At 45.7% G+C, this 21,262-nt stretch carries 16 protein-coding genes; 6 read left to right on the top strand and 10 right to left on the bottom strand.

Going from position 1 to position 21,262, the window contains the following annotated elements; translation table 11 throughout:
- Positions 1-12 precede the first annotated feature (12 nt).
- Together ACXHJ2_RS22500 and ACXHJ2_RS22495 are read left to right on the top strand one after the other, a co-directional pair.
- A complete protein-coding gene (locus ACXHJ2_RS22500) occupies positions 13-885 on the top strand; it encodes a LysR family transcriptional regulator (RefSeq protein WP_165083306.1) in 873 nt (290 codons plus the stop codon).
- Positions 863-2,011 carry an RDD family protein gene (locus tag ACXHJ2_RS22495; protein ID WP_064962699.1) on the top strand — a complete coding sequence of 383 codons (1,149 nt, stop codon included), beginning with the start codon at positions 863-865 and terminating at the stop codon, positions 2,009-2,011. The genes ACXHJ2_RS22500 and ACXHJ2_RS22495 overlap by 23 nt, the downstream gene beginning before the upstream one ends.
- A 117-nt stretch (positions 2,012-2,128) precedes the next feature.
- Here the strand turns inward: ACXHJ2_RS22495 and ACXHJ2_RS22490 are convergent, their stop codons facing one another.
- The gene (locus ACXHJ2_RS22490) at positions 2,129-4,384 is read right to left on the bottom strand and encodes a glycoside hydrolase family 127 protein (protein WP_165083304.1); all 2,256 of its coding nucleotides are present in this window, start codon (positions 4,382-4,384) and stop codon (positions 2,129-2,131) included.
- A 130-nt stretch (positions 4,385-4,514) separates the two neighbouring features.
- Between ACXHJ2_RS22490 and ACXHJ2_RS22485 the strand changes: the two genes are divergently transcribed.
- The 3 genes from ACXHJ2_RS22485 (at position 4,515) to ACXHJ2_RS22475 (ending at position 6,837) form a co-directional block, all read left to right on the top strand.
- Positions 4,515-5,408 carry an AraC family transcriptional regulator gene (locus ACXHJ2_RS22485; RefSeq protein WP_016820157.1) on the top strand — a complete coding sequence of 298 codons (894 nt, stop codon included), beginning with the start codon at positions 4,515-4,517 and terminating at the stop codon, positions 5,406-5,408.
- A gap of 114 nt (positions 5,409-5,522) precedes the next feature.
- On the top strand, positions 5,523-6,461 hold the full coding sequence (locus ACXHJ2_RS22480; RefSeq protein ID WP_165083302.1) for a YwqG family protein: 939 nt from the start codon (positions 5,523-5,525) through the stop codon (positions 6,459-6,461).
- Entirely contained in the window at positions 6,439-6,837 is a 399-nt protein-coding gene (locus ACXHJ2_RS22475; protein WP_165083336.1) for a hypothetical protein, read from the top strand. The genes ACXHJ2_RS22480 and ACXHJ2_RS22475 overlap by 23 nt, the downstream gene beginning before the upstream one ends.
- Before the next feature lie 117 nt (positions 6,838-6,954).
- Here the strand turns inward: ACXHJ2_RS22475 and ACXHJ2_RS22470 are convergent, their stop codons facing one another.
- The 8 genes from ACXHJ2_RS22470 to ACXHJ2_RS22435 form a co-directional block, all read right to left on the bottom strand.
- Positions 6,955-9,999 carry a glycoside hydrolase family 2 TIM barrel-domain containing protein gene (locus ACXHJ2_RS22470; protein WP_165083300.1) on the bottom strand — a complete coding sequence of 1,015 codons (3,045 nt, stop codon included), beginning with the start codon at positions 9,997-9,999 and terminating at the stop codon, positions 6,955-6,957.
- A gap of 51 nt (positions 10,000-10,050) precedes the next feature.
- Positions 10,051-10,875: a carbohydrate ABC transporter permease gene (locus ACXHJ2_RS22465; protein WP_013368914.1), complete on the bottom strand. Its 825-nt coding sequence runs from the start codon at positions 10,873-10,875 to the stop codon at positions 10,051-10,053.
- Positions 10,872-11,768, bottom strand: a complete 897-nt coding sequence (locus tag ACXHJ2_RS22460; protein ID WP_165083298.1) for a carbohydrate ABC transporter permease — start codon at positions 11,766-11,768, stop codon at positions 10,872-10,874. Before ACXHJ2_RS22460 ends, ACXHJ2_RS22465 begins: the two co-directional genes overlap by 4 nt.
- Before the next feature lie 101 nt (positions 11,769-11,869).
- Positions 11,870-13,159 carry an ABC transporter substrate-binding protein gene (locus ACXHJ2_RS22455; RefSeq protein ID WP_013368916.1) on the bottom strand — a complete coding sequence of 430 codons (1,290 nt, stop codon included), beginning with the start codon at positions 13,157-13,159 and terminating at the stop codon, positions 11,870-11,872.
- A 290-nt stretch (positions 13,160-13,449) separates the two neighbouring features.
- The gene (locus tag ACXHJ2_RS22450; protein ID WP_165083296.1) at positions 13,450-15,264 is read right to left on the bottom strand and encodes a cache domain-containing sensor histidine kinase; all 1,815 of its coding nucleotides are present in this window, start codon (positions 15,262-15,264) and stop codon (positions 13,450-13,452) included.
- A 39-nt stretch (positions 15,265-15,303) separates the two neighbouring features.
- A complete protein-coding gene (locus tag ACXHJ2_RS22445; protein WP_165083295.1) occupies positions 15,304-16,869 on the bottom strand; it encodes a response regulator transcription factor in 1,566 nt (521 codons plus the stop codon).
- A 236-nt stretch (positions 16,870-17,105) separates the two neighbouring features.
- A complete protein-coding gene (udk, locus tag ACXHJ2_RS22440; protein WP_013368919.1) occupies positions 17,106-17,741 on the bottom strand; it encodes a uridine kinase in 636 nt (211 codons plus the stop codon).
- A gap of 75 nt (positions 17,742-17,816) precedes the next feature.
- Complete coding sequence (locus ACXHJ2_RS22435) at positions 17,817-18,338, bottom strand: ClbS/DfsB family four-helix bundle protein (RefSeq protein ID WP_165083293.1); 522 nt, start codon at positions 18,336-18,338, stop codon at positions 17,817-17,819.
- A gap of 339 nt (positions 18,339-18,677) precedes the next feature.
- Between ACXHJ2_RS22435 and ACXHJ2_RS22430 the strand changes: the two genes are divergently transcribed.
- The gene (locus ACXHJ2_RS22430) at positions 18,678-20,771 is read left to right on the top strand and encodes a pectate lyase family protein (protein WP_165083291.1); all 2,094 of its coding nucleotides are present in this window, start codon (positions 18,678-18,680) and stop codon (positions 20,769-20,771) included.
- An 87-nt stretch (positions 20,772-20,858) separates the two neighbouring features.
- Here the strand turns inward: ACXHJ2_RS22430 and ACXHJ2_RS22425 are convergent, their stop codons facing one another.
- The gene (locus tag ACXHJ2_RS22425; RefSeq protein ID WP_016820169.1) at positions 20,859-21,203 is read right to left on the bottom strand and encodes a hypothetical protein; all 345 of its coding nucleotides are present in this window, start codon (positions 21,201-21,203) and stop codon (positions 20,859-20,861) included.
- Positions 21,204-21,262 lie beyond the last annotated feature (59 nt).

The following is a 21,262-nucleotide window of genomic DNA, read 5'->3' as shown; positions in this document are numbered from 1 at the left end:
GGTGATGTATATATGGAAAGCAGTGATTTGAAAATTTTTCGGGCGGTTGCTCGCGAGGGCAGTGTCACAAGGGCTGCGCAAGTGTTGAACTATGTACAGTCGAATGTGACCTCGCGGATTCAGCAGCTTGAGGCACAATTGAACGTACCGCTATTTCGCAGATCTAATCGCGGAATGACACTAACGTCGGCAGGAGAGAATCTGCTGGAGTATGCGGAATCCATATTGACTTTGCTCGACGAGGCAGAGAAGTCTACTCAATATTCGGACCAGCCTGCGGGACCGCTGCGATTGGGCTCGATTGAGACGACTGCGGTTACGCATCTAACGACTTTATTGACGGGATATTACGCTGAATACCCTAATGTGCAGCTATCGCTGATGACCGGGGGGACGCATACCCTTGTACAAAAGGTATTAAATTACGAATTAGATGGGGCATTCGTCTATGGCCCTGTCGATAATCCGAATATAGAGCATGTTGCGGCGTTTGAAGAGGAGTTGGTGCTTATTTCGGAACCGGGAGAAAGTGATATGAGCAAGTTGCTTGCCAAGCCTATGCTGTTCTTCGATGTAGGCTGCACACATCGGGCAAGAGCGGAAAGTTTTCTGAGTGATGCAGGTGTGGATGCGTATCAGATTATGGAATTCGGAACATTGGAAGTCATTTTAGGCGGTGTAGCCTCTGGTCTGGGGGTGTCCATGCTGCCACACTCGTCAATTGTAAAGGCGAAGAAGGAGGGAAGTATTGCTTCGCATCGTTTACCCGAAACATATCGTAAATTAGAGGTGTGGTTTGTTCATCGGCGGGATTCGGTTTACTCCAGTGCGCTGTCAGGATTGCTCCACTGGATGAAAAAGGATGTTATACTTAACTGGGATTAAATTGACATCAGGGGTGTATCATTTGGAAGAACATAATTTATCGAAAAATCCATCTACAGTAGCTCCGGGAGAATTTGTGAGGAATGGCGGTTATCAACGACGAGAACCAGATAGGATGGCGGTATTATCAGAAACATACGGAGCCTCTATCTTTTTCAGGAGATGGGCCGCCTGGATGATTGACTTCATTCTTATCGTCTTTGGGTATGGTGGGCTTGTCTATTTTATAGCGAAAAAAGTAGCTGAAGCTGAAATCCCAAATATGGGTATGGTAGTGATACTCTTCTTGATTGGCTCTTTCTGCTATTATCTGTTGCTGGAAGGACTTACAGGCTATACGCTGGGCAAGTTTGTACTTCGCATTCAGGTCGTGAATGGAGAAGGAATGCCGCCAGGCATGATTAAATCGTTGATCCGTACGCTCATACATCTGGTGGATACGAACCCGCTGCTTTTCTGGGGGCTGCCCGCCGGTATATGTGTGCTGGTGACACCTCGGAAACAACGAATTGGAGATATGGCCGCCAATACATATGTAGTTAGGACACGGGATTTGGGGAAGGTGAGCAAAAAGAAAACCGGGATTATTGCAGGAGCAATCATCCTGATGACGATCACTTCGATTGTCTTGGCTGTATCCTTAATTTCTACGCTCATTACTCAAATCGTGAAGCCTGAGGTATTTACCAGTAAAGATAACCAGTTTGCGGTTACGGCTCCGTGGAATTGGTCACGAGATAATAGGATTAATGAGGAAGCGGATATTTCCATTAAAAATGAATTTACCGATAGATATTTGATTGTATTGTCTGAACCGAAAAGCGACTTTGACAGCAGTATGACCCTTCAAGAATATAAAGGAATCATTGAGGATCATTTGGTGTCAGGAATTACGGACCCTGAATTGGGGACCGCTTCAGATATGGTGGTGAACGGATATCCTGCCATTGAGTTTACCCTAAAAGGAGAAATAGACGGGAATCTGGCCATGTATAACGTGACCACAATTGAAACACCTTCGCATTATCATCAGGTGCTTGCCTGGACCTACGCCTCGCGATACAGCAGGGCACAGCAAGAGCTGCGCAAGATTAGAGACAGTTTCCGTGAAATGAACATGATGTAAAGTGAACATGGAGCAATAACGATGATTCAAATTATAAGACGGTAAGCAGAACAAGCAGACAGCTTATAGAAGCGTCTGCTTGTTGTTATATAGGCGGGATAGTGCTACGGAATGGTGCTATAGATGACTCTTGATCACTCGCAATCCAGCCACCCTCGCCACCTTGCCTTGTGGCTGGGCTGTGAATCGAATCGTAACTTCATTCTTTTCATTCGTCACAGACAGAGGCAGCTCATAGATAAACGTCTCGAATTTATTCATTTCCTCGGATTCCATCTTGCCTTCTCCTAAGTTCTGACCATCTGCAGTGATGTCAAAGTCACGATGAGAGCGGTCGGAGTCCTTCAGATAGGTCACTGCTAATTGGACAGGCTTATCAGGGAGCACCTTCATGACAAAAGAGAACCAGCCCCCAGACCATGTGTCGCGATATTTGCGATTATAAATGGACCCCAGGCCAACGTGTTCTCCAGTGAAGGCATGATCCCGTTCAGGCTGCATTTCGGCAGGCTGCACAACATCCACTGTAAGTCGTTCCAGCTCTAGCTGGTACGCTAACGCGGTACGGTATTCTGCCTCTGTTGATACCCATTCCTCCTTGGAAAAGAGATCCCAGTAGACGGTATAAGAACGATCATAGATCTGATAAAACGGACGAAGCTGCAAGTCTCCGATATAGCCCAGGTCGTCTAGATGGAATGTGTTCGGCTCCTTCTCATCAGCAATCAGCTTGGTTGTCAGGGAATCGGCCGATCCAATCAGAACAGATGCCAGCAGACGTTCCTCGTTGGACTCCTGTACAACAGGACCCAGATCTCCAGCCAGCACAAGTGGGCCGTACATGAATGAAATCCGACGCGGATTATCCGGCATTTCCTCAACTCTTACTGTCATAGGAATATCGTATTCGACCGTATCTCCATCTTTCCATTCCCGTTCAATTACAATATAGCTGGTAGGACAAGCCTCAGCGGCATACTCTTCTCCGTTGATTATAATCTTCATCCCCTGCTCCGCCCAGTGCGGGCATCTTAGTTTGATCGTGAAGAACTTGGGCTCCTTGCTTATGACATGAAGCGTTCCCCGCCCATTTTGCGGAAAGAGGGTTTCTTGTTTGAGCTGTATGTCCATCTCATCCCACGTCACGGTAGAAGGGACATATTGGTTGACATAGATTGTGTTTGCCGTGTGAAAATAAATCGCCGTGCCGTACATAGAGTGACTCTCCATACCGGACCCGACACAGCATGTAAAATCCTCATATTGAGAATTGAAGGACTTGTGTCCTCCCATTTCCAGCGATACAAAATAGCATACACGTCCATCTACAGGCTGCTGTGAAGCCAGAATATGATTGAACATTGCTCGTTCATAGTAGTCGGCATAGGCTGCGTACGCGTCCCATTCGAACATATGTCTTGTTAATTTCAGCATATTGTAGGTGTTGCAGGTTTCACAGGTGCCTTCGCCCAAACGATCATTCAGCTTGCCGGGTTCACCAAAATGTTCATTATAGCTATTGCCGCCGATTACGTAGGAATGCTTGTGAACCACCCGATCCCAGAAAAAGCGGGAAAGGTCCGCATATAGAGGTTTGTCTGTCACTTCGAACTGCCGTGCTGCACCAATGATCTTAGGAATTTGCGTATTAGCATGTCGTCCTGCCAGCGTATCGCGACTGTCTGCCAGATCATTCAGCACCTCTCCATGATAAAAGCGTTCCGCCAGGTTCAAAAAGCGTTTTTCTCCGGAATGTTCCGCCAGATCGGTCAGCACCTCGTTCATACCGCCAAATTCGCAATGGAGTACCTGTTGCACCTGCTCATCGCTCAGTCCTTGGAATACATCCTCCAGCCAGTCGCCGAGTTGGATTTCCATCGCTAAAGCCTTGGGATGATGAGCGAGCAGGTGGGCATCACGCAAGCCTGCGAAGAGCTTGTGCATCGTATATAGCGGAACCCAGCCTCCGTTAAGATCAAAGCCCTGGGAACGAATATCTCCGGCTTTGACTTCTTCAAAAATCTCTTTCCCACGCGGGATGCCGGAAATGTATCCGTTTCCATGACTGTTTTGGCATATTTCCAACTCGTCGATCACATAGTTTACTCGTTCCAGTAGTCTTTTGTCGCCTGTGGAGGCAAACATTAGTGCACAGCCAGACAGGTAGTGACCAAGTGTATGTCCACTGATGCCGCGCGCCTCCCAGCCCTCATAATGAGCCGCTTTGGGCTCCAGTCCCGCATATTCACGAAAACGTGACAATAAACGGTCGGGTTCCAAACTCAGCAGATAGGTCGTATTTAGCTCCATGGCGTGGTAAAGTGGGCCGGAATCAATGCTTACTTTATTCAAGTCAAAAGCTTGTGCTTTCAAAATCATCGCTCCTTAGCTAAGATGAAAGTGTATATTTCTCCACTACATTAGCATTGCAACCGCGGTATGTCAGTAGCTTAACCATACAATGGGTGGACAAATCCGAACATGAATCTAAAGAGGCGATAACATGACCTATCTGAAAGTAAATGTAGATACTCCGATCCAACTAATCTCGGCAGGCGAGTTTGTTTCCGAGGTGCCATGGAAGCATATGAGCCGTTCCATTGAGAACTTTGAGTTGATCCTGGGTGTCCAAGAAACGGTATATATACGGGAGGAACAGGAGGATTTTGAAATAGGGGAAGGAGATATTCTATTGCTGTACCCTGGTCGTACGCACCGAGGATACCGGGAATCATTGCCGGGGGTTAAATTTTATTGGTTTCACTTCGATGTGCCTGCGACCCCGAATGTATTATCTAGTGAGGAAATGAAGCAGGAAACAAGTGCTATGGACGGGCTTTTGCAGCGTCATGGCGTAATGCGCGATATCTATTTACCGCAAAGCGTACAGGCAGATAATGGAGATCGGATTCATATTATTGTCAATCAAATTTTGCATGTCGCCAACTCACATTATCTTACATATCACAGTGCTAACTATTTGTTCACCTCACTGCTGATTGAGATATCTGAACTGGCCCTCAGTCGCTTGATCTCCAATCCTGTCCATTCACAGGGGAACGTGAGTATGAACAAGATTATCGAGTGGACTCGAATTCATGCTGAGGAACCGCTGACCGTGACCGATCTGGCTCGGAAGTTCAATTACAACAAGGATTATATATCTCGTTTATTCAAGCAAAATACGGGCATGCGCCCCTTGGAGTTCATTCACAGTATTCGAATCAACAAAGCGAAGGAACTAATTTCCCGTACAGATATGAGCATTAAGCAGGTTGCGGAGGAAGCGGGATACACGGATGAGAAGTATTTTATGCGATTGTTCAAAAAGCGAGTCCATATGACTCCCTCGCAATACCGGAATGCCTATCACAAAACATTTATGAACAATGTCTAGTCCATTTCCGCTTTACAGCAGGCATGGCTTATCAGACTATAATTTGATAATCTGATTTAAGAGAGATTGAATGAGAGTGCAATACATAATACTTTGATAAAAGGGGCGAGTGAGATGCTACAACCACCATTAAAGGAAGAACTGACTCGAATACTCGAAGAGCATTCACTTGATGAAGAATTAAAAAAAGAAATCAATCAGGAAGCTCAAGCTGCTATACAATTTCATCTAGATCATAAAGAAAATTACGAGCGTGTTGGCAATAGTCGAATTGCTGGCTACCCGGATTTGCCCCCCTCGATCGAGTGGCCGTGTAATTCAAATGGAGAATATTATACGTTTATTGCTCAGATCAATCTAAGCGAGTTGCCTTTTTCACCATTCGAGGGATTGCCTCATCAGGGCATATTATACTTTTTTCTTGGGCTGGATGAGCCAGCTTATGATATTGACCATAAAGTCTTTTACTATAACGGTGACAGCAGCGCTTTGAAGAAAACTTTGCCGCCGAATGGGAAGGTTGAAGTATGTGCCGAGAACAGGGATTTCACCTCGTATGCAATTTCTTTTCAGCCGATCTTGACGCTGCCATCGGAGGGTGAGCTGGGAGATATCCTTTTAGATCAGTACGAAGAGCTTTATGAGCTTCTATATGAACATAGCGACACGGTGTGGGGACAGCATCAGTCTTTTGCCGGGAATACTCGTCGGGATGCTTATCTACGCCGAAACGGGCTGGAGGGTCTTCTATTTAACTGGCATAAGAGTGAGAGTCAGATCCACCAGGAAGCCGAGCAAGCTATGCATAGGGGAAGTATGGAGTATGCGGAGCAGTTACGATCTGAAGTGCTGCCTCAGCTGCAAGAATACCAGGCGAATCGGGAAAAGCACGATCAAGCTTCGGAAAATTGGCATGTTTTGCTCTCTGTATCATCCTTGAATGAGGTCGGTATGTGCTGGTGGGACGCAGGGTATTTGGAGTTTTTTATAGATCAAAGGGATTTGAAAAACCTTGATTTCACGCGAACGTATGTCAATCTGGCTACGAGCTAGCCGGGGCGCCGATGCTGTCATTGAGAAACGTGATACGTCTAAAAATTGGGTCACACTTCATAAACCTAAAGAAGAGAAACAGTTCGCTGGCCTTAAAGCGGACGGTTATCAAATTGATTTTGCATACTATACAGAGGGAAAAGATTTGATTGTCGAATCGAAATCCGGTTCCCCTGGCTTCAAAGGTGTCAGCCAAACAACGATGCGAATTAACGGCAAAGAAGTAGTACCTGAGATCATTGCGAAGGGTATGGTATCCACAAGCGTTAATGTTGACCGTTATAAAGATATTAAATTAGATGGAAGATTGGAACTAAATCCTGGCATCTACAAGTACAGTGATCCTGGACGTGATATTGAAGTTGTTTTGGAATAGATAGGGCGTTCGCCGCCTATTCTACAATTACGTAAATACAAAAGCCCTTCCGGCTTTCCATGAGGGAAGCAGCGGAAGGGCTTTTGTTATATATACTTGCCTATGGGGGGAGTTTATTTATATCCGCTGCACGGTGAACTCGAATTCCAGCTTTTGATCGGCTGGAATTTGATATTCCTCATGTACTGGAGCACCCCAGCTGTCGTCGCCGCCTACGCCCATTTGCTTGCCAGCTACGGTGACAACGGTGTAATACACGTTCGGTAACTCATACACATGGTATGCACTTTCCAGCTCGAACGCTGTATACGGCGAAATATTGCATTCCACCGGCGCGGTGGCAGGTGCGGTAATGCGGATGCCCCGCTGGGAATCGTCAGTAATATCGACACGGCGCACGCCTGTACGATTGCCGGATTCCTGTGGCACGACATACCCGGACACGTTATCCGCAGCTTCGTTGCGGAATACGCCAAGTCTAGCACCGAAGGCCCGGTCGATGTAATTCTCCTCTGGTCCCATCGCATACCAGTCCAGATGACGATAGTCCGCTGGAACCTTGAACGAAAGGGCAAAGATCGGCAGGTTAGGCAGTCCCGATACACCTTCATAGGTGGATTTTACGTTCAGACTGCCGTCCGCCAAGACGGTATAGGCTACCGTTACCTGTACGTCTGCATGAATGCTCAGCGTGTAGCGGAACGTAATGGTCACACGGTCTGCCTGCTCTTCCGTGACCTCGATGTCCACACATTTACGCGTCAGACTTGCAGCGAACCAGCCACCAGCTTCAAAACCGAGTGCGGTTCCCCGATCATTGTCTGTGGTCGCCCGCCAGAACAACGGGGCAGGAGGCGTAGCGATCATCTCACGTCCCGCGTAGCGAAGTGAAGTCAGGCTGCCTGCTCCTTTGGAGAACATGATGCTGAAATCTGTACCGTGAACGCCAATATTTACATCGCCATGCACCACTCGTAGGGCTCCACCTGTAGGAGCTTTCAGCGGATTTGGATTTTCCACAATGAAAATATGCTGTCCGAAGGCTACTTCATGCCCAGCCTCAGCCCAAATCGTCGCTTCCTTCAATACAAGCGCCGTGTGAATGACATATTCCCCAGGCTTCCCGTCTGTGCTTGGGAACGTCAATGGAATATAGGCTTCGGTCTGAGCCGCCACATCCACATGACTCACATTTCGCGTGATCTCTTGGCCTTCATGCAACAGGCTGTATACCAGCTCATAGTCCCCTGTTCCCTCGAACAGGTTTTCGTTGCGAATGGTCACACCTTGGGTATCCGGGATGAGCTTCAGATTTTGATACAGGAATTTGACCTCCTGCATCTTTGGTGAAACCTTCCGGTCCGCATAGACAATTCCGTCCGTACAGAAACCATAGTCTGTTGGACGGTCGTCAAAGTCGCCGCCGATCGCGAGGTACTCGCGTCCGTAACGATCTTTTTTCATGACCGCTTGGTCGATGTAATCCCAAATAAAACCGCCTTGATACAGCTCGTATTTGTTCTCTAGCTCGGTATACTTGTGCATGCCGCCCACGGAATTGCCCATCGCATGCATGTATTCGCAACTGATATATGGCTTTTGTGGATTGTCGTTCAGGTATTGCTCGATATCAGCGGGCTTGGCGTACATCCGGCTCTCCATATCGCTGGTATCATCGTACGTACGATTGTGAAACACGCCTTCGTAATGTACCAGACGGCTCGGGTCGGTGGACCGGAAATAGTTAGCGACATTGCGTAGCACTTCGCCTGCATACGACTCATTTCCGCAAGACCAGATCAGAATGGATGCATGGTTTTTGTCCCGTTCCAGCATGGAAATGGCGCGATCCATAACGATATCCTGCCACTCAGGCAGATTGGCCGGAATATTCCACGAAGGCTCGACTGCGCCGAGTTTTTGCCAGGAACCGTGTGTTTCCAGGTTCATTTCGTCAATCACGTATACCCCGTACTCATCGCACAGTTCATACCACAGTGTCTGATTCGGATAATGAGAGGTACGGACAGCGTTCATATTGTTCTGCTTGAGCGTCCGAATATCCCACAGCATATCTTCACGGGAAATTGCACGTCCGGTACGAGCGTTAAATTCATGGCGGTTCACACCCTTAAAGATGATGCGCTTGCCGTTCAGATGCATGACCTTGTTCACCATCTCGAATTTGCGGAAACCAACCTTTTGTGGGATCACCTCGACGAGTGTTCCATTGGCATCATAAATTTGAATGAACAACGTGTACAAATAAGGTTTCTCCGCGCTCCAGCGCTCTACTTGCTCCAAGGTTGCCGACAGCGAGGCGATGCCGTCTGTAAAGTCAGCTTTTAAACAAGCTACGATATGACCGGCGGCATCCTTCACATCGACAGTTGTATGGGCCGTTGCCGGTTGTTCCAAAGTCAGTTTCAATTCCAGCAGGCCCTGCGTGTAGGTAGCATCCAGATCCGCCTTGGCATGCAGGTCGCGTACGTGAACAGTAGGGATCGTGTACAGATATACGTCTCTGAAAATGCCGGAAAAACGCCAAAAATCCTGATCCTCCAGCCAAGCTCCTGTACTTCTTTGATATACCTCTACCGCCAGCTTGTTTTCACCAGTTTGCAGGTAGGGTGTTAGCTCAAAGTCAGACGGTGTAAAACTGTCCTCGCTGTAACCGACAAATTGTCCGTTCAGCCATACATAGAAGGCCGACTCGACACCTTGAAAAGAGATGAACACAGGTTGCGCGTCAGAAGCCATATTTTCGGGCAAAACAAATCTTTTGATATAGCTACCGACCGGATTGTGGTCTTCTGGAATATGGGGTGGACGAACGTCTGAATGTCCGTCCCACGGGTACATCGTATTGGCGTACTGCATTTGGCCGAAGCCTTGTGTCTGAATATGACCTGGTACCTGAATATCGCTCCAGCCGCCATACTCAAAGTCAGGGGCATAGAATTCTACTGGGCGAGTGGCCGGATTCGTCGCATAGTTGAACTTCCAGCTCCCATTCAGGCTGTGACGCCAGGCCATATCGGCCTGGTGCTCTGCTTCCTGAAGCGTGGCGTAATACTTATGGTCGGAATAGGCAGGCAAGCGATTTACCGCGAACTTGGTCACATCGGTGAGCCAGTCCAGACTAGGGGTATGAATGGTCAAGGCGAACACTCCTTATTTTTAAATTGAATGAAGACCGTACACAGAAATCTATTATTTTACCGAGCCGACCATACCTGCGACAAAGTGCTTCTGCATTAGGAAGAATACCAGTGCAGTCGGCAGTGTGGACAGGACAATGGCGATCATGATAACGCCGTAGTCCGGTGCATAGCTGGAGCCGAGGTTCGAGATCAACAGCGGGATGGTTTGATTTTCTGGCGTTTGCAGTACAATCAGAGGCCAGAGGTAGTTGTTCCAGCTGGACATGAATGTGATGATTGCGGCAGCGGCATAGGTTGTTTTCATCGTAGGCATATACACCCGGAAGAACAGACCTAGCTCGGATAATCCATCCATCCGGCCAGCTTCCAGCAGATCCTTGGGAAACATCTTGGTGCTTTGACGGAAAAAGAAGATCAGGAACGCCGTAGTTACGGTCGGAATAACGACAGAAGAGAGCGTATCAATGCCGATCCATGGTATGACATTAGAAATGCTGCCGAACATCCGGTAAAGCGGGATCATGATTGCCGCAAACGGAATCATCATCGACATCAGCAGGATATTGAAGACAACGTCTTTCGCTTTGCTTCTGTAAATTTCAAAGCCATAGCCAGCCAGTGATGCAATGAGCATAGCTAGCAGCGTCGTTGAGATGGAAACCTTTGCAGAATTACTGAGTGCAGTAACGATGTCTACTTGTTCCAGCAGATTGTGCATGTTATCCATCAGATGGGAGCCAGGCAGAAGTTTGCCTTTGGTCACATCGACTGACAGGTTTGTGGAGCTGGATAGCATCCACAGGAACGGGAAAATCGAAATGAATGATACAAGAATCAGAAAGGCGTACGTAAATGCTCTTTTTGTTTTCATCATTTTTTCTCACCTGCCACTTTAAACTGGATAATCGACAAGATAATGATCATAATGACGATGGAATAAGATACGGTCGCCGCATAACCAAAGTCGGATGAATACTTGAAGGACAGATTATAGATATATTGCGAAATAGAAGATGTCGCGTTACCGGGCCCACCCTTCGTAATATTCATAATTTCATCGAAGAGCTGGAGTGTACCAATCGTCGATGTAATCGAGGTGAACAGGATAATCGGCTTAAGCAGTGGAACGGTAATGCTGAAAAACTGCCGAATCGGGGAAGCTCCGTCAATGCGGGCTGCTTCGTAGATAGAGCTGTCAATGTTCTGAAGACCCGACAGATAAAAGATCATGTTGTACCCGGTCCAGCGCCATGTGATCGCGATAATAATTGTTACTTTGGCCCAGAAAGGATCTGTAATCCATTGGATTGGCGTACCAATCACATGCAGATTCAGCAACAAGGAGTTTACCAAACCGTCAGATGAGAACAGATACTTGAAAACAACCGAATAGGCTACAAGAGATGTGATACACGGCAAGAAGATGGCGGTGCGGAAAAAGCCCTTGAATTTCAGGTTTTTATCGTTCAACAATACGGAAATGAACAGAGCCAGAATGACCATTAAAGGTACCTGGAAAATTAAGTAGACAAACGTATTCTTTACGGCGGTGATGAACATTTTGTCGGTGAACAGGCGCTTATAGTTATCAATGCCGTTAAAACTCAGATTAGACCCTGTACCCGTTTTAAAGGATAAGATCAGCGCCTGAATCATCGGATAAAAATAAAAGGCGGCAATCATGATCACTGCGATGGATATGAACAACCATCCTGTCATACCTGCTTTGAGACGTGTTGTAGTCATTTTGGGCGCGGCTGTCTTCATACCATGTCAACTCCCTATGCAGCAATAAAACCTTGAACTCGCAAGCCCAAGGTTTTAAGTGCTTATCGTTTTATTGTTTAGCCTTGGCTAGATGGACTGTCTTATTTAAGCTGTGCTTCCGCTTGTCCTTGAGCGTCCTTCAGAACTGTGTCTACATCTTTCCCGTTCAGGTAGTTTTGAATTTCAACGGTCATGATGTCTTCAATCGCATAAGTGTGCAGGCCATAATTGACTTTTGGAACTTGCTTAGTCCAATCAGCAAACTTCTTGTATACTTTGTCGCCACCGAAGTAAGCATCTTCCACGTCATAAGCTTTACCGCTGGAAGCAGCGTTCAATGAACCGACAATTCCGATTTTGCTCAGCATATCTTGATACAGCTCTGGATCTGAACCGAATGTTTCTTTCAGGAAATCAGCAGCGGTATCTTGACCGTCCGAGTTGAGGACATACCAGGAGCTGCCGCCGAGGCTGGAAGCATTCACGGATTCAGGTATATTTTTCAGCTTAGGGAAAGGAACTACAGCCCATTTACCGGATTGCGAAGCTTCAGCTTTAATCGAAGGCGTAATCCAGTTACCTGTTGGTACGGAAGCAACTGCACCGCTGTTGAACGCGGCCAAGAATTGACTCCAGTCGGCATTCATTTTAACAATGTTAGCGTCGAACAAGGATTTGTACGTCAAGAGTGCTTCCTTCAGAGCTGGGTTACCAGCCAGGTTTGGTGTTTTACCGTCTTCTTTCAGGTACCAAGAACCTGCAGTTTGGATCATGCCACGGATCAGACCCAGGTCATTCGGATCTTGAGTCAGCATATCTTTGCCTGTTTTTTGTTTTACAGCTTTACCGATTTCAATAAATTTGTCCCAATCAATATTGGTCAAGTCCGCTACTTTGTAGCCGGCTTGTTCCAGATAATCCGTTCTTACATACAATCCCATAACGCCGGAGTCGAAAGGAACTCCATACTGCTTGCCGTTGTAGCTGGTCGGCCCGATTTTATAATCCGCGAAGTCGGATGCTTTGATCGAATTAGTCATATCATGGAAAGAATCGGGATAGGCTTGCAGGAAGTTCTGTGCCCGGTAATCCTCAATTAGAACCACGTTCGGCAATCCTTTAGTAGAACCGGAGTTGAGGCCGGCATTCATTTTTTGTACGATATCGTTTTGAGCATATTCAACAATGTTTACGGTTACATCTGGATGTTTGGCAACATAGCGATCTTTTGCCAGCTTCAGGGCTGCGATATTAAAGTTCGGGTCCCAAGCCCAAACTGTGATTTCTTTCTTGCCTGAATCTGTGGTCGTAGCTGCTTTCTCGGAATTGCTGGAGCACGCGGATAGCAAGATCAAGCTTGCGATCAGCAGAAGGAAAGACATTTTTTTCATTTTGTTCAACCCCTACTCTTTTTTTATATGTTGCTAATCATGTAAAACTTTTTTTGAAAGCGGTTACCTTGTTTATGAATTTAGTTTATCATCCTTGCTTTGCTGGCAGTTAGGAATATCTTTATACAGATTGGTCTTATTATTATGATTTATCTAAAAAGGCACCGCTTACATTTGTACTTTCTTTAGTTTTAGGTACTTTTTATAGACTGAACTAAAGTTCTTCACGAAGCGTCATTCCGCCCGCTCCGTTCTTGTTTCACCTTCTTGTTTAGTTCAGCCTATATTTTTTATGAGGTAGGAGGGGCGGGTTTTATGATCAGTGGTAGGGTCATTCTAACTTTGGTGCCTTCGCCCTTCTTGCTGGAGATGGTCACTCCATAATCTTCTCCATACAGAAGGGTAATGCGATTGTGAACATTCTGGATGCCGATGCCCGTAAATAGTTGGCGTTTGCTCTTAGGATTCGGCAGTCCGTCCTGCGCTGTATGCCCATCCAAATCCATACCGTCTCCATCGTCGACCACCTCACAGATCAATGTATCCTCTGTTTTGGACACCAATATATAGATGTGCCCTGCATTTTTCTCATTAAAGGCATGGAAAAAGGAGTTTTCGATAAAAGGCTGAATGATGAGCTTGGGCACATGGTACTCCAGACAATCGGGGGATACAAAATAATTCACTTGTACCCGCTGCCCGTAACGTACATGATTAATAAATACATAATTTTGCATGTTGGCCATTTCCTGCTCGATGGTGATCGTTTCGCTCACATTGCTGATTGTATTTTGCAGCAGGGAAATGAGCGCATTAATCGTCTCGGCGGCGGTTTCCTTGTTTCCTTTGAGCACTAGCATTTTGATGGAAGCCAATGTATTGTACAGAAAATGTGGATTGATCTGCCGTTGTAGTGCAGCAAGCTCTGCATTTCGTTGGCCTTTTTGCGTTTCTAAAAGCTTATGAATATAATCATTTAGTTCATCGAGCATGTAGTTGTAAGCATGACTTAATTGTCTGACCTCGTAGCTGCCTGTGACCGGGATATAATTATCAAAATTTTTCTCGCGTATCGTCGACATTTGCTTGACCAGCCGAGTCAGTGAACGGATCAGGCGACGGGAAATGAGGAAAACAATCACCAAAGCAATCAGTACGATGGCGATACAGATCCATACAACAGATTTAACGTCAATAATTTGCCCAACCGCCGTTTGTCTATCGATCATGTTCACCAGATAAAAATCAAATGAAGGAATATAGTTGGAAAGAACGATACTCTCCTTATTCATCACATCGGCATTAATATAGTTCAGTCCCTGTTCATTGATTTTGGTGGCATAGCCCAGCAGTTCACTGGAGCGTTGTCCGATCAGGTCCTGGCGGTTGCTTGATACAATCAGTCCTGATTTGTCCAAAATCAGCACATCATTACCATTACTCGTGAAATTGTTATAAAAACGCCGAAATTCCGGCTCTCGGATAGCGATGTAGATCATACCGTACATGGTGCCGCTCGTTCGCTCCATAAATACTTTGGAGGCAATAATATAGGGAGTTGGCTTCTGTGCAGTGCTATTCATTTGTTGATGAAACAACTCCGTATCCATTTGATACATAAGCTGTGCTGGTCGTGCCACGCTTCGGGCTGTAATGGCACTGCTCTTAAGCTGTTCCGCAGTTACAGGCCAATAGGACGAGTCGGAGTAAAAGCTCCGACCGTTCATCCCTGTTACAGCGACACCGACATCATAAGCATCGACGTTCGATTTAATTTGCTTCATTTGCTGTGCCATACCAAAGTAAATCCTTGCCGAGTTAATCGAGTCAGATTGGCCGCCAGTCAAATAGTTTTTGACGGTTCCATTTTCCGAAGCATGGGTTACAGCATTCACGATAGAGTCATTGAAGGATTCAAAGCCGGATTGAATCTGGCTAAGCACCTTGGCATTCGTAATACTGAATGTCTCAGCGAATAGTCGTTCAGACATTCGAATCGTCACCAAAGAGGTCAGCAAGGACACCGCAGTGATGCTGACCACCATAACAATAAAGATTTTGAAGAACAGACCTTGATATTTGATCTTGTGGATATATCTTTTCATATTTAATCTCTTTTCTGCTGGCAGATATGCGCTTGCTCTCTAATGGAGATGCTCCCGGCGGTACTGGCTGGGCGAGTAGCCCTTCACTTTTTTGAACACTTTAGTAAAATAGCTGGGGTCCGAATAGCCTACTGTACTGCTAATATCTGAAATGGGCAGCGTCCCCGATCGCAGTAATTCAGCAGCCTTTTCAACCCGAATTTTGTTCAGGTACTCGCTAAATCCCTCTGTATGGTGTGCCGTAAAATAACTGGACAAATAAGAGGGGTTAAAATGAAAATATTGCCCAAGGGTCGTCAAATTGAGTGTTTCAGCATGATGTTCCTCAATATACTCCAGCAATTTTTTCATGCTTGCACTACTTCCTTGCTGCGTCTTAGCCAGGATCTGTCGGTTCGCTTCCTCCAAAAAAGTCTCCAGCAACCGTACGGCTTCATGTACATGAGGGGCATCATTAATTGTTTTGAAATACGAATATTTCGCCGCATCCAGCTCCTTCATATCATACCCCTGATTCCCGAGCAAAATTGTAATGTTGAACACGATATTTCCGAGCAGCGATTTGAATTCAAAAGCGGTCGATGTGTAGTTGCCGGACATGGCGGCTACATAGGACCTCAAATCCTGAAAAGCTGTATCAAAATGCTCACGCTTCATCTCTTCCGTAAACTGTTTTAAGTTAAACGAACGATTCACCTGAACAGGCTGAGGGAGTTCATCTTCGATCAGCAGCGCTGTCTCTGGGAAATAAAAGCGGTAACTTAGTAATTTGGGCAGTTCATCCTGATAGACACTGCTAATCTGATTAAAATCATCAAATAGATGACTGACCGCCCAGCCTGTCTGTGGCTCGACCTGCTTCGTTTCTTGAGCAACTTCCCTAACCGCAACCATCCAGGCGTCTAATTCCCGTGGCTCCAAATTGGCTAAAAAAACAGCTGTATAGACATCAGATGGCAGTTGTCGCAGAACCATGTGTTCACAAGCAGAGGCTAACCGATCTGTAAGCTTGGAAAATAGGTCCGAAGCAGAGGTAGTAGTAGAGCGCCCCTTATCTTGCTGTACCGACTGTTCTATACCTATGAGCGCAAAACGGGGATAAGGAAATGCTTGCTTCAGCAGTTCAGCGTCATAATCTATGCTATAGCCGGAGATCAATTTTTCGATCACATGATCTATCGTAATTCGATTATTCCCGGCATCTTCCTGATACTGAATGGATGGGATTTTGCGGGCCGTTCGCTGAAGCACTTGAAGCAGCTCATCTGTGTCCAGCTTCGGCTTCAAAATATAGTCAGCCACACCTTGCTGAAAGGTGGAGCGTACGTAATTAAACTCGCCGTAGCTGCTGAGCACAATGACCTCGATATCTGGATAGTTCTGTCTGACTATGCGTGTCAGCTCCTCGCCGTCCATGATCGGCATCACGATATCCGTAATGATAATATGAGGACGTAAGGCTTCAATCAGCTCCAGCGCCTCTTTCCCGTTGGAGGCCTCACCTACAATTCGAAATCCGTATTGTTCCCACGACAAATGATGCTTGATCCCTTGTCGTACCAATATCTCATCATCTACAATCAAAATGTTGCATAGCTCATTCATGACAGCACTCTCCATAATTATATCTATTCAAAAAAGACGCCATTAAGGCGAGGGCCTAATCATCTGACGGACATAGTTGATAACGCTTCCAACTTTAACTAAAGACGAATGCATTTAATCTTTACATGCTAACATAAACGACACGGTGATTCCAAAGATAATTTAGTTCAAATGGCATATAAAAGACAAAAAAGGCTGCCGAGAAAATCTCGACAGCCTGAACAACCGGGATTACTTTATACAGTACCCCATGTCCGATCTCCTGCCAAATATTTTTCAGTCAAAATAGACAGCAGTTGAATACCAACCTCGTTGTGTCCTCCCTCAGGAAGGATCAGGTCGGCGTATTTCTTGGAAGGCTCAATAAATGCCTCGTGCATTGGCTTAACCGTCGTCAAATAGTGATCATGGATCGAATGGATGGTGCGACCGCGTTCCTCAATATCACGAAGAACCCGACGAAGAATGCGCACATCAGGATCCGTATCCACAAATACCTTAATATCAAGCAGGCTGCGGAGTTTTTCGTCTGACAGTACGTGCAGACCTTCCAACATAACGATATGATTCGGCAAAAGCTCTACCGTCTCGTCCGTGGAGCGGGCATGAACCGTAAAGTCATACACGGGCGCTTGAGTCGCTTGTCCTTTTTTTAGACATTGGAGATGCTCAATCAGCAAGTCGTTGTCAAAGGCAAACGGATGATCATAGTTGACCAAAGCACGTTCGTCATAACTCAGATGTGAATGGTCTTTATAGTAGTTATCCTGAGATATGAAAGTCACTTTATTAGATCCCAGACGCTCAACGACAGCGCGTGCGACCGTCGATTTACCGGAACCTGTACCGCCGGCAATACCAATAATAAGCATGGCGTTTCACTTACCCTTCCCTAAATGTATCCCGATACAACTAAAGTATTGTAGCACAATGCACACTTTTTTTCATCACTGTTGCGCGTTGTATTTCTTCCATTTCCGTATCTTGGCTCTGAATGTTTTAAACGGTGCTACAGAGTTGATGTGAATCCATCTCGCCATAGGCCAGTTCGGATTGGTGCCTGTCCACTTGTGAACGCCCTGGGTGAAGAGTTCTTCATGACTGAGTGTGTCCACCCAATCCAGCCACGTTTGCTCAGCCAGCTTGAGCATATTTCGTAATTCATATAGAGAGTGGTCTGAATAGGTCTTGTAGAATGATTGGTATAGTTCGCCTAGTCTATTCCACTTATAATTCGGGGCGGGCATGATGACGGTTTTTCCCTCCCGTTCGTCTTTGTCCCAACTCATGACAAGATGAAGCCATCCGAGCTGGTAGGCAATCATCTCTGCGGGTGTTTTATCGACTTCGTCGATTCGAGTATCCTTGTGGCTTTCGTCGATCTCTTGGAACTCACTGTCAAACCGTAAGTAAGAGGTATGAATGGCTTCTTTTAACTCTGATTTGGAAGCATATTCGTAGCTAGACATCTAATCGCTCCTTTACATGATATTGATGATACTCACCCCTTTATATGTATCATTCTCAACATGACAACCGTATGTCTTATTCAAAAATAAAAAAATCCCGTTTTTTGTGATTTTATGAAACATCATTTGGCGTGTTCGCGAAAAAGAACGAAAAATTAATAGAAAAATTAAGACAAAAGATAAGTAATTAGACATATTTTAATATTTATTTAAGTGCCTATAATTATTGGAGTATAGCGATTAGGCCCTCATTGGTGTGTGGATATGATTCCATCCATCAGTACGTTATATACCGTTTGCTTTAGTATTCATGAATCTAATTGAGAAGGGAATTGTGATATGAAATCGAGTTTGTTAAAAAAATGTGCAAGTGTAATGTTAAGCAGTACGTTGGCACTGTCTTTATCACTACCGCTTTTAGGCCATGCACAGGCTGATGAGAATGTACAGGTAAGTGATGATTTTGAACAAGGAGAAGCTCAAGGATGGTCTGCAGGTTCAGGGAACTGGTCTGTGGTCAAGGACGGGAATGGTTCTACATACCAACAATCTAGTCGAAGCGAAAGCCATTCCGTTAAAGGCAATACCTTATGGACGAATTATAGTGTGCAAGCAGATGTATATGTAAATGATTTTAATGGCTCTAATCGAGTATATGTGGCAGGTAGATACACAGATTCAAACAATTTCTATGCAGCATCGTTGTACAATAAGAAAGGCGGAGCCCTTGAGATTCGTAAAAAGGTTAATGGCTCTATGAAGACATTGGCTACCAATAAAAAATACAAACTAGACACCAATACATGGTACAGAGTTAAGCTGGAGCTATCCGGTTCGGAAATCAAAATGTATGTTAATGATCAGCTGGAGTTGTCCGCCACAGACACTAGTCTCACTGCTGGAGCTATGGGTCTGGTAACGTCTAAAGCAGTTGCCCAGTTCGACAATGTGATTGTATCGGGTGCTTCTTCAGAAGGGAATGCAAGTACACCACCTGTGAAGCCGACACCGGGTACAGAACAACCAACTCCAGGGATGGACCCCGGTGTAACCTCCAAAAATAATTATAATTTGACTGGCTTTTCGTATGGTAATACAGGTGGTGGGAACATTACCGATACCGATGCTAATTACAAAAAGGTGTACAATGCTGTAGATCTCAACGAAGCACTGAAAAAAGGCAGCAAAGTTAAAGTGATTGAAATTATGAACGATCTGGACCTTGGCTGGAATGAAATCCCTAGCGCTGCGAAGGCAATGCCATTTAGCGCCAACAATCCTGTACAAACACATCCTGTTCTGAAAAAGACAGGGGTGAGCAAAGTCTATATCGAGAATATGAATGGAGTTACGATTTTCTCGGCCAATGGTGCGAAAATCAAGCATGCCGGTTTTGTCATCAAACGAAGCTCTAATTTGATTTTTCGTAACCTTGAATTTGATGAACTGTGGGAATGGGATGAAGCAACCAAAGGAAACTATGACAAGAATGACTGGGATTATATTACCATCGAAGGTGCAAGCTCTAAGGTATGGATCGACCATTGTACATTTAACAAAGCCTATGATGGCCTGGTAGATGTGAAAAAGGGCAGTAACGGAGTTACGATTTCCTGGTCCTTGTTCAAAGGAGATGACCGCAGCTCCAACAGCTGGGTAACCCAACAAGTCAATGCCATGGAAGCAGATAAGTCCTCCTATCCTATGTACGCTTATTTGAGAAGCAGTGCAGTGGGCATGAGTAAAGAAGATATCATTGATATTGCAGCAGGACAAAAGAAAGCGCATCTGGTGGGTGCCACGGAAATGGCAGGCGACAATGCGGATTTGGAAGTGACGCTGCACCATAATTACTATCTGGATATTCAAGACCGTATGCCACGTTTGCGTGGTGGTAATGCTCATGCATATAACATTGTTATGGATGATGCTGGATTGGCCAGAGCTAAAAAAAGAATTACGTCCGACATGGCCAAAGCGATCGCTGCCAAAGGGTACCATTTTGACGTCGTGGGTAATGGTGCGATTTCAACAGAAAACGGCGCGGTTTTGCTAGAAAAATCGTATTTAATAGATGTATTTTCTCCAGTACGTAATAATCAAAAAGACCCTAACAAAGCGGATTATACAGGTAAAATCAAAGCCGAGGATGTTATCTTTTCGGACAACGGTGCCGTGTTCAGAGGCGGCAGTGACGCTGCGAATAGCCCATTAGCTCCTTATCCAGCAAAGGCTAAGAGCTTCTCTTGGAATGGGTTCACAACGTTGCCATACAGCTATACAGCCGAAGACCCTGCCAACTTGGTTGCTCAATTGCAGGCCAAGGATGGAGCGGGCGCAGGCAAGCTGAACTGGTCGAGTGAGAACTGGCTCAAAACGGTGTACAATACAGCCGCTACGAAAGACGTACAAGTAGAAGAAGATTCCGAGTAGGTAGTTTGAAAAAAGCAGTCAGGACAGATGCGCTCTGTTCTGACTGCTTTTGTTGTTAAACATGTTTAGGCTGCGTTCGGTACGAACTTAACCAATAACGACAAATGAGGATACGCCAGCAGGTACGGATCTAACGCGGAATAATACTCCATCATCTCTAAAAGTACGCAGAATATAAGGCTGGTTCGTAGGTGTGCGGACTCTGTTGAAACGGGCAGTACCAAAGCGGTCGAAGCCTGCAGCTTGGACAAAGGTTCCATCTAAACGCCGGAGTGTTGCAAAAAATCCAGACGTGTTAAAAGGTACACCATCATTATTAGCCCAGATAACTGTAAATCTACGAAGGGTTTGTGTTGGACTCACATTGCGATATCTCGTAACAGGAACCTTTCTGCCCGTAGATTTCAGCGTTTGTGGAGGACGAATGGCCACTAAAAATCAACTCCTTTGTTGTGATGAGATATTAAATGCATACAAAGGAGTGTTGGACC

Source organism: Paenibacillus sp. ALE3, from assembly GCF_054113405.1.
This window is presented reverse-complemented; position numbering and strand designations above follow the sequence as displayed.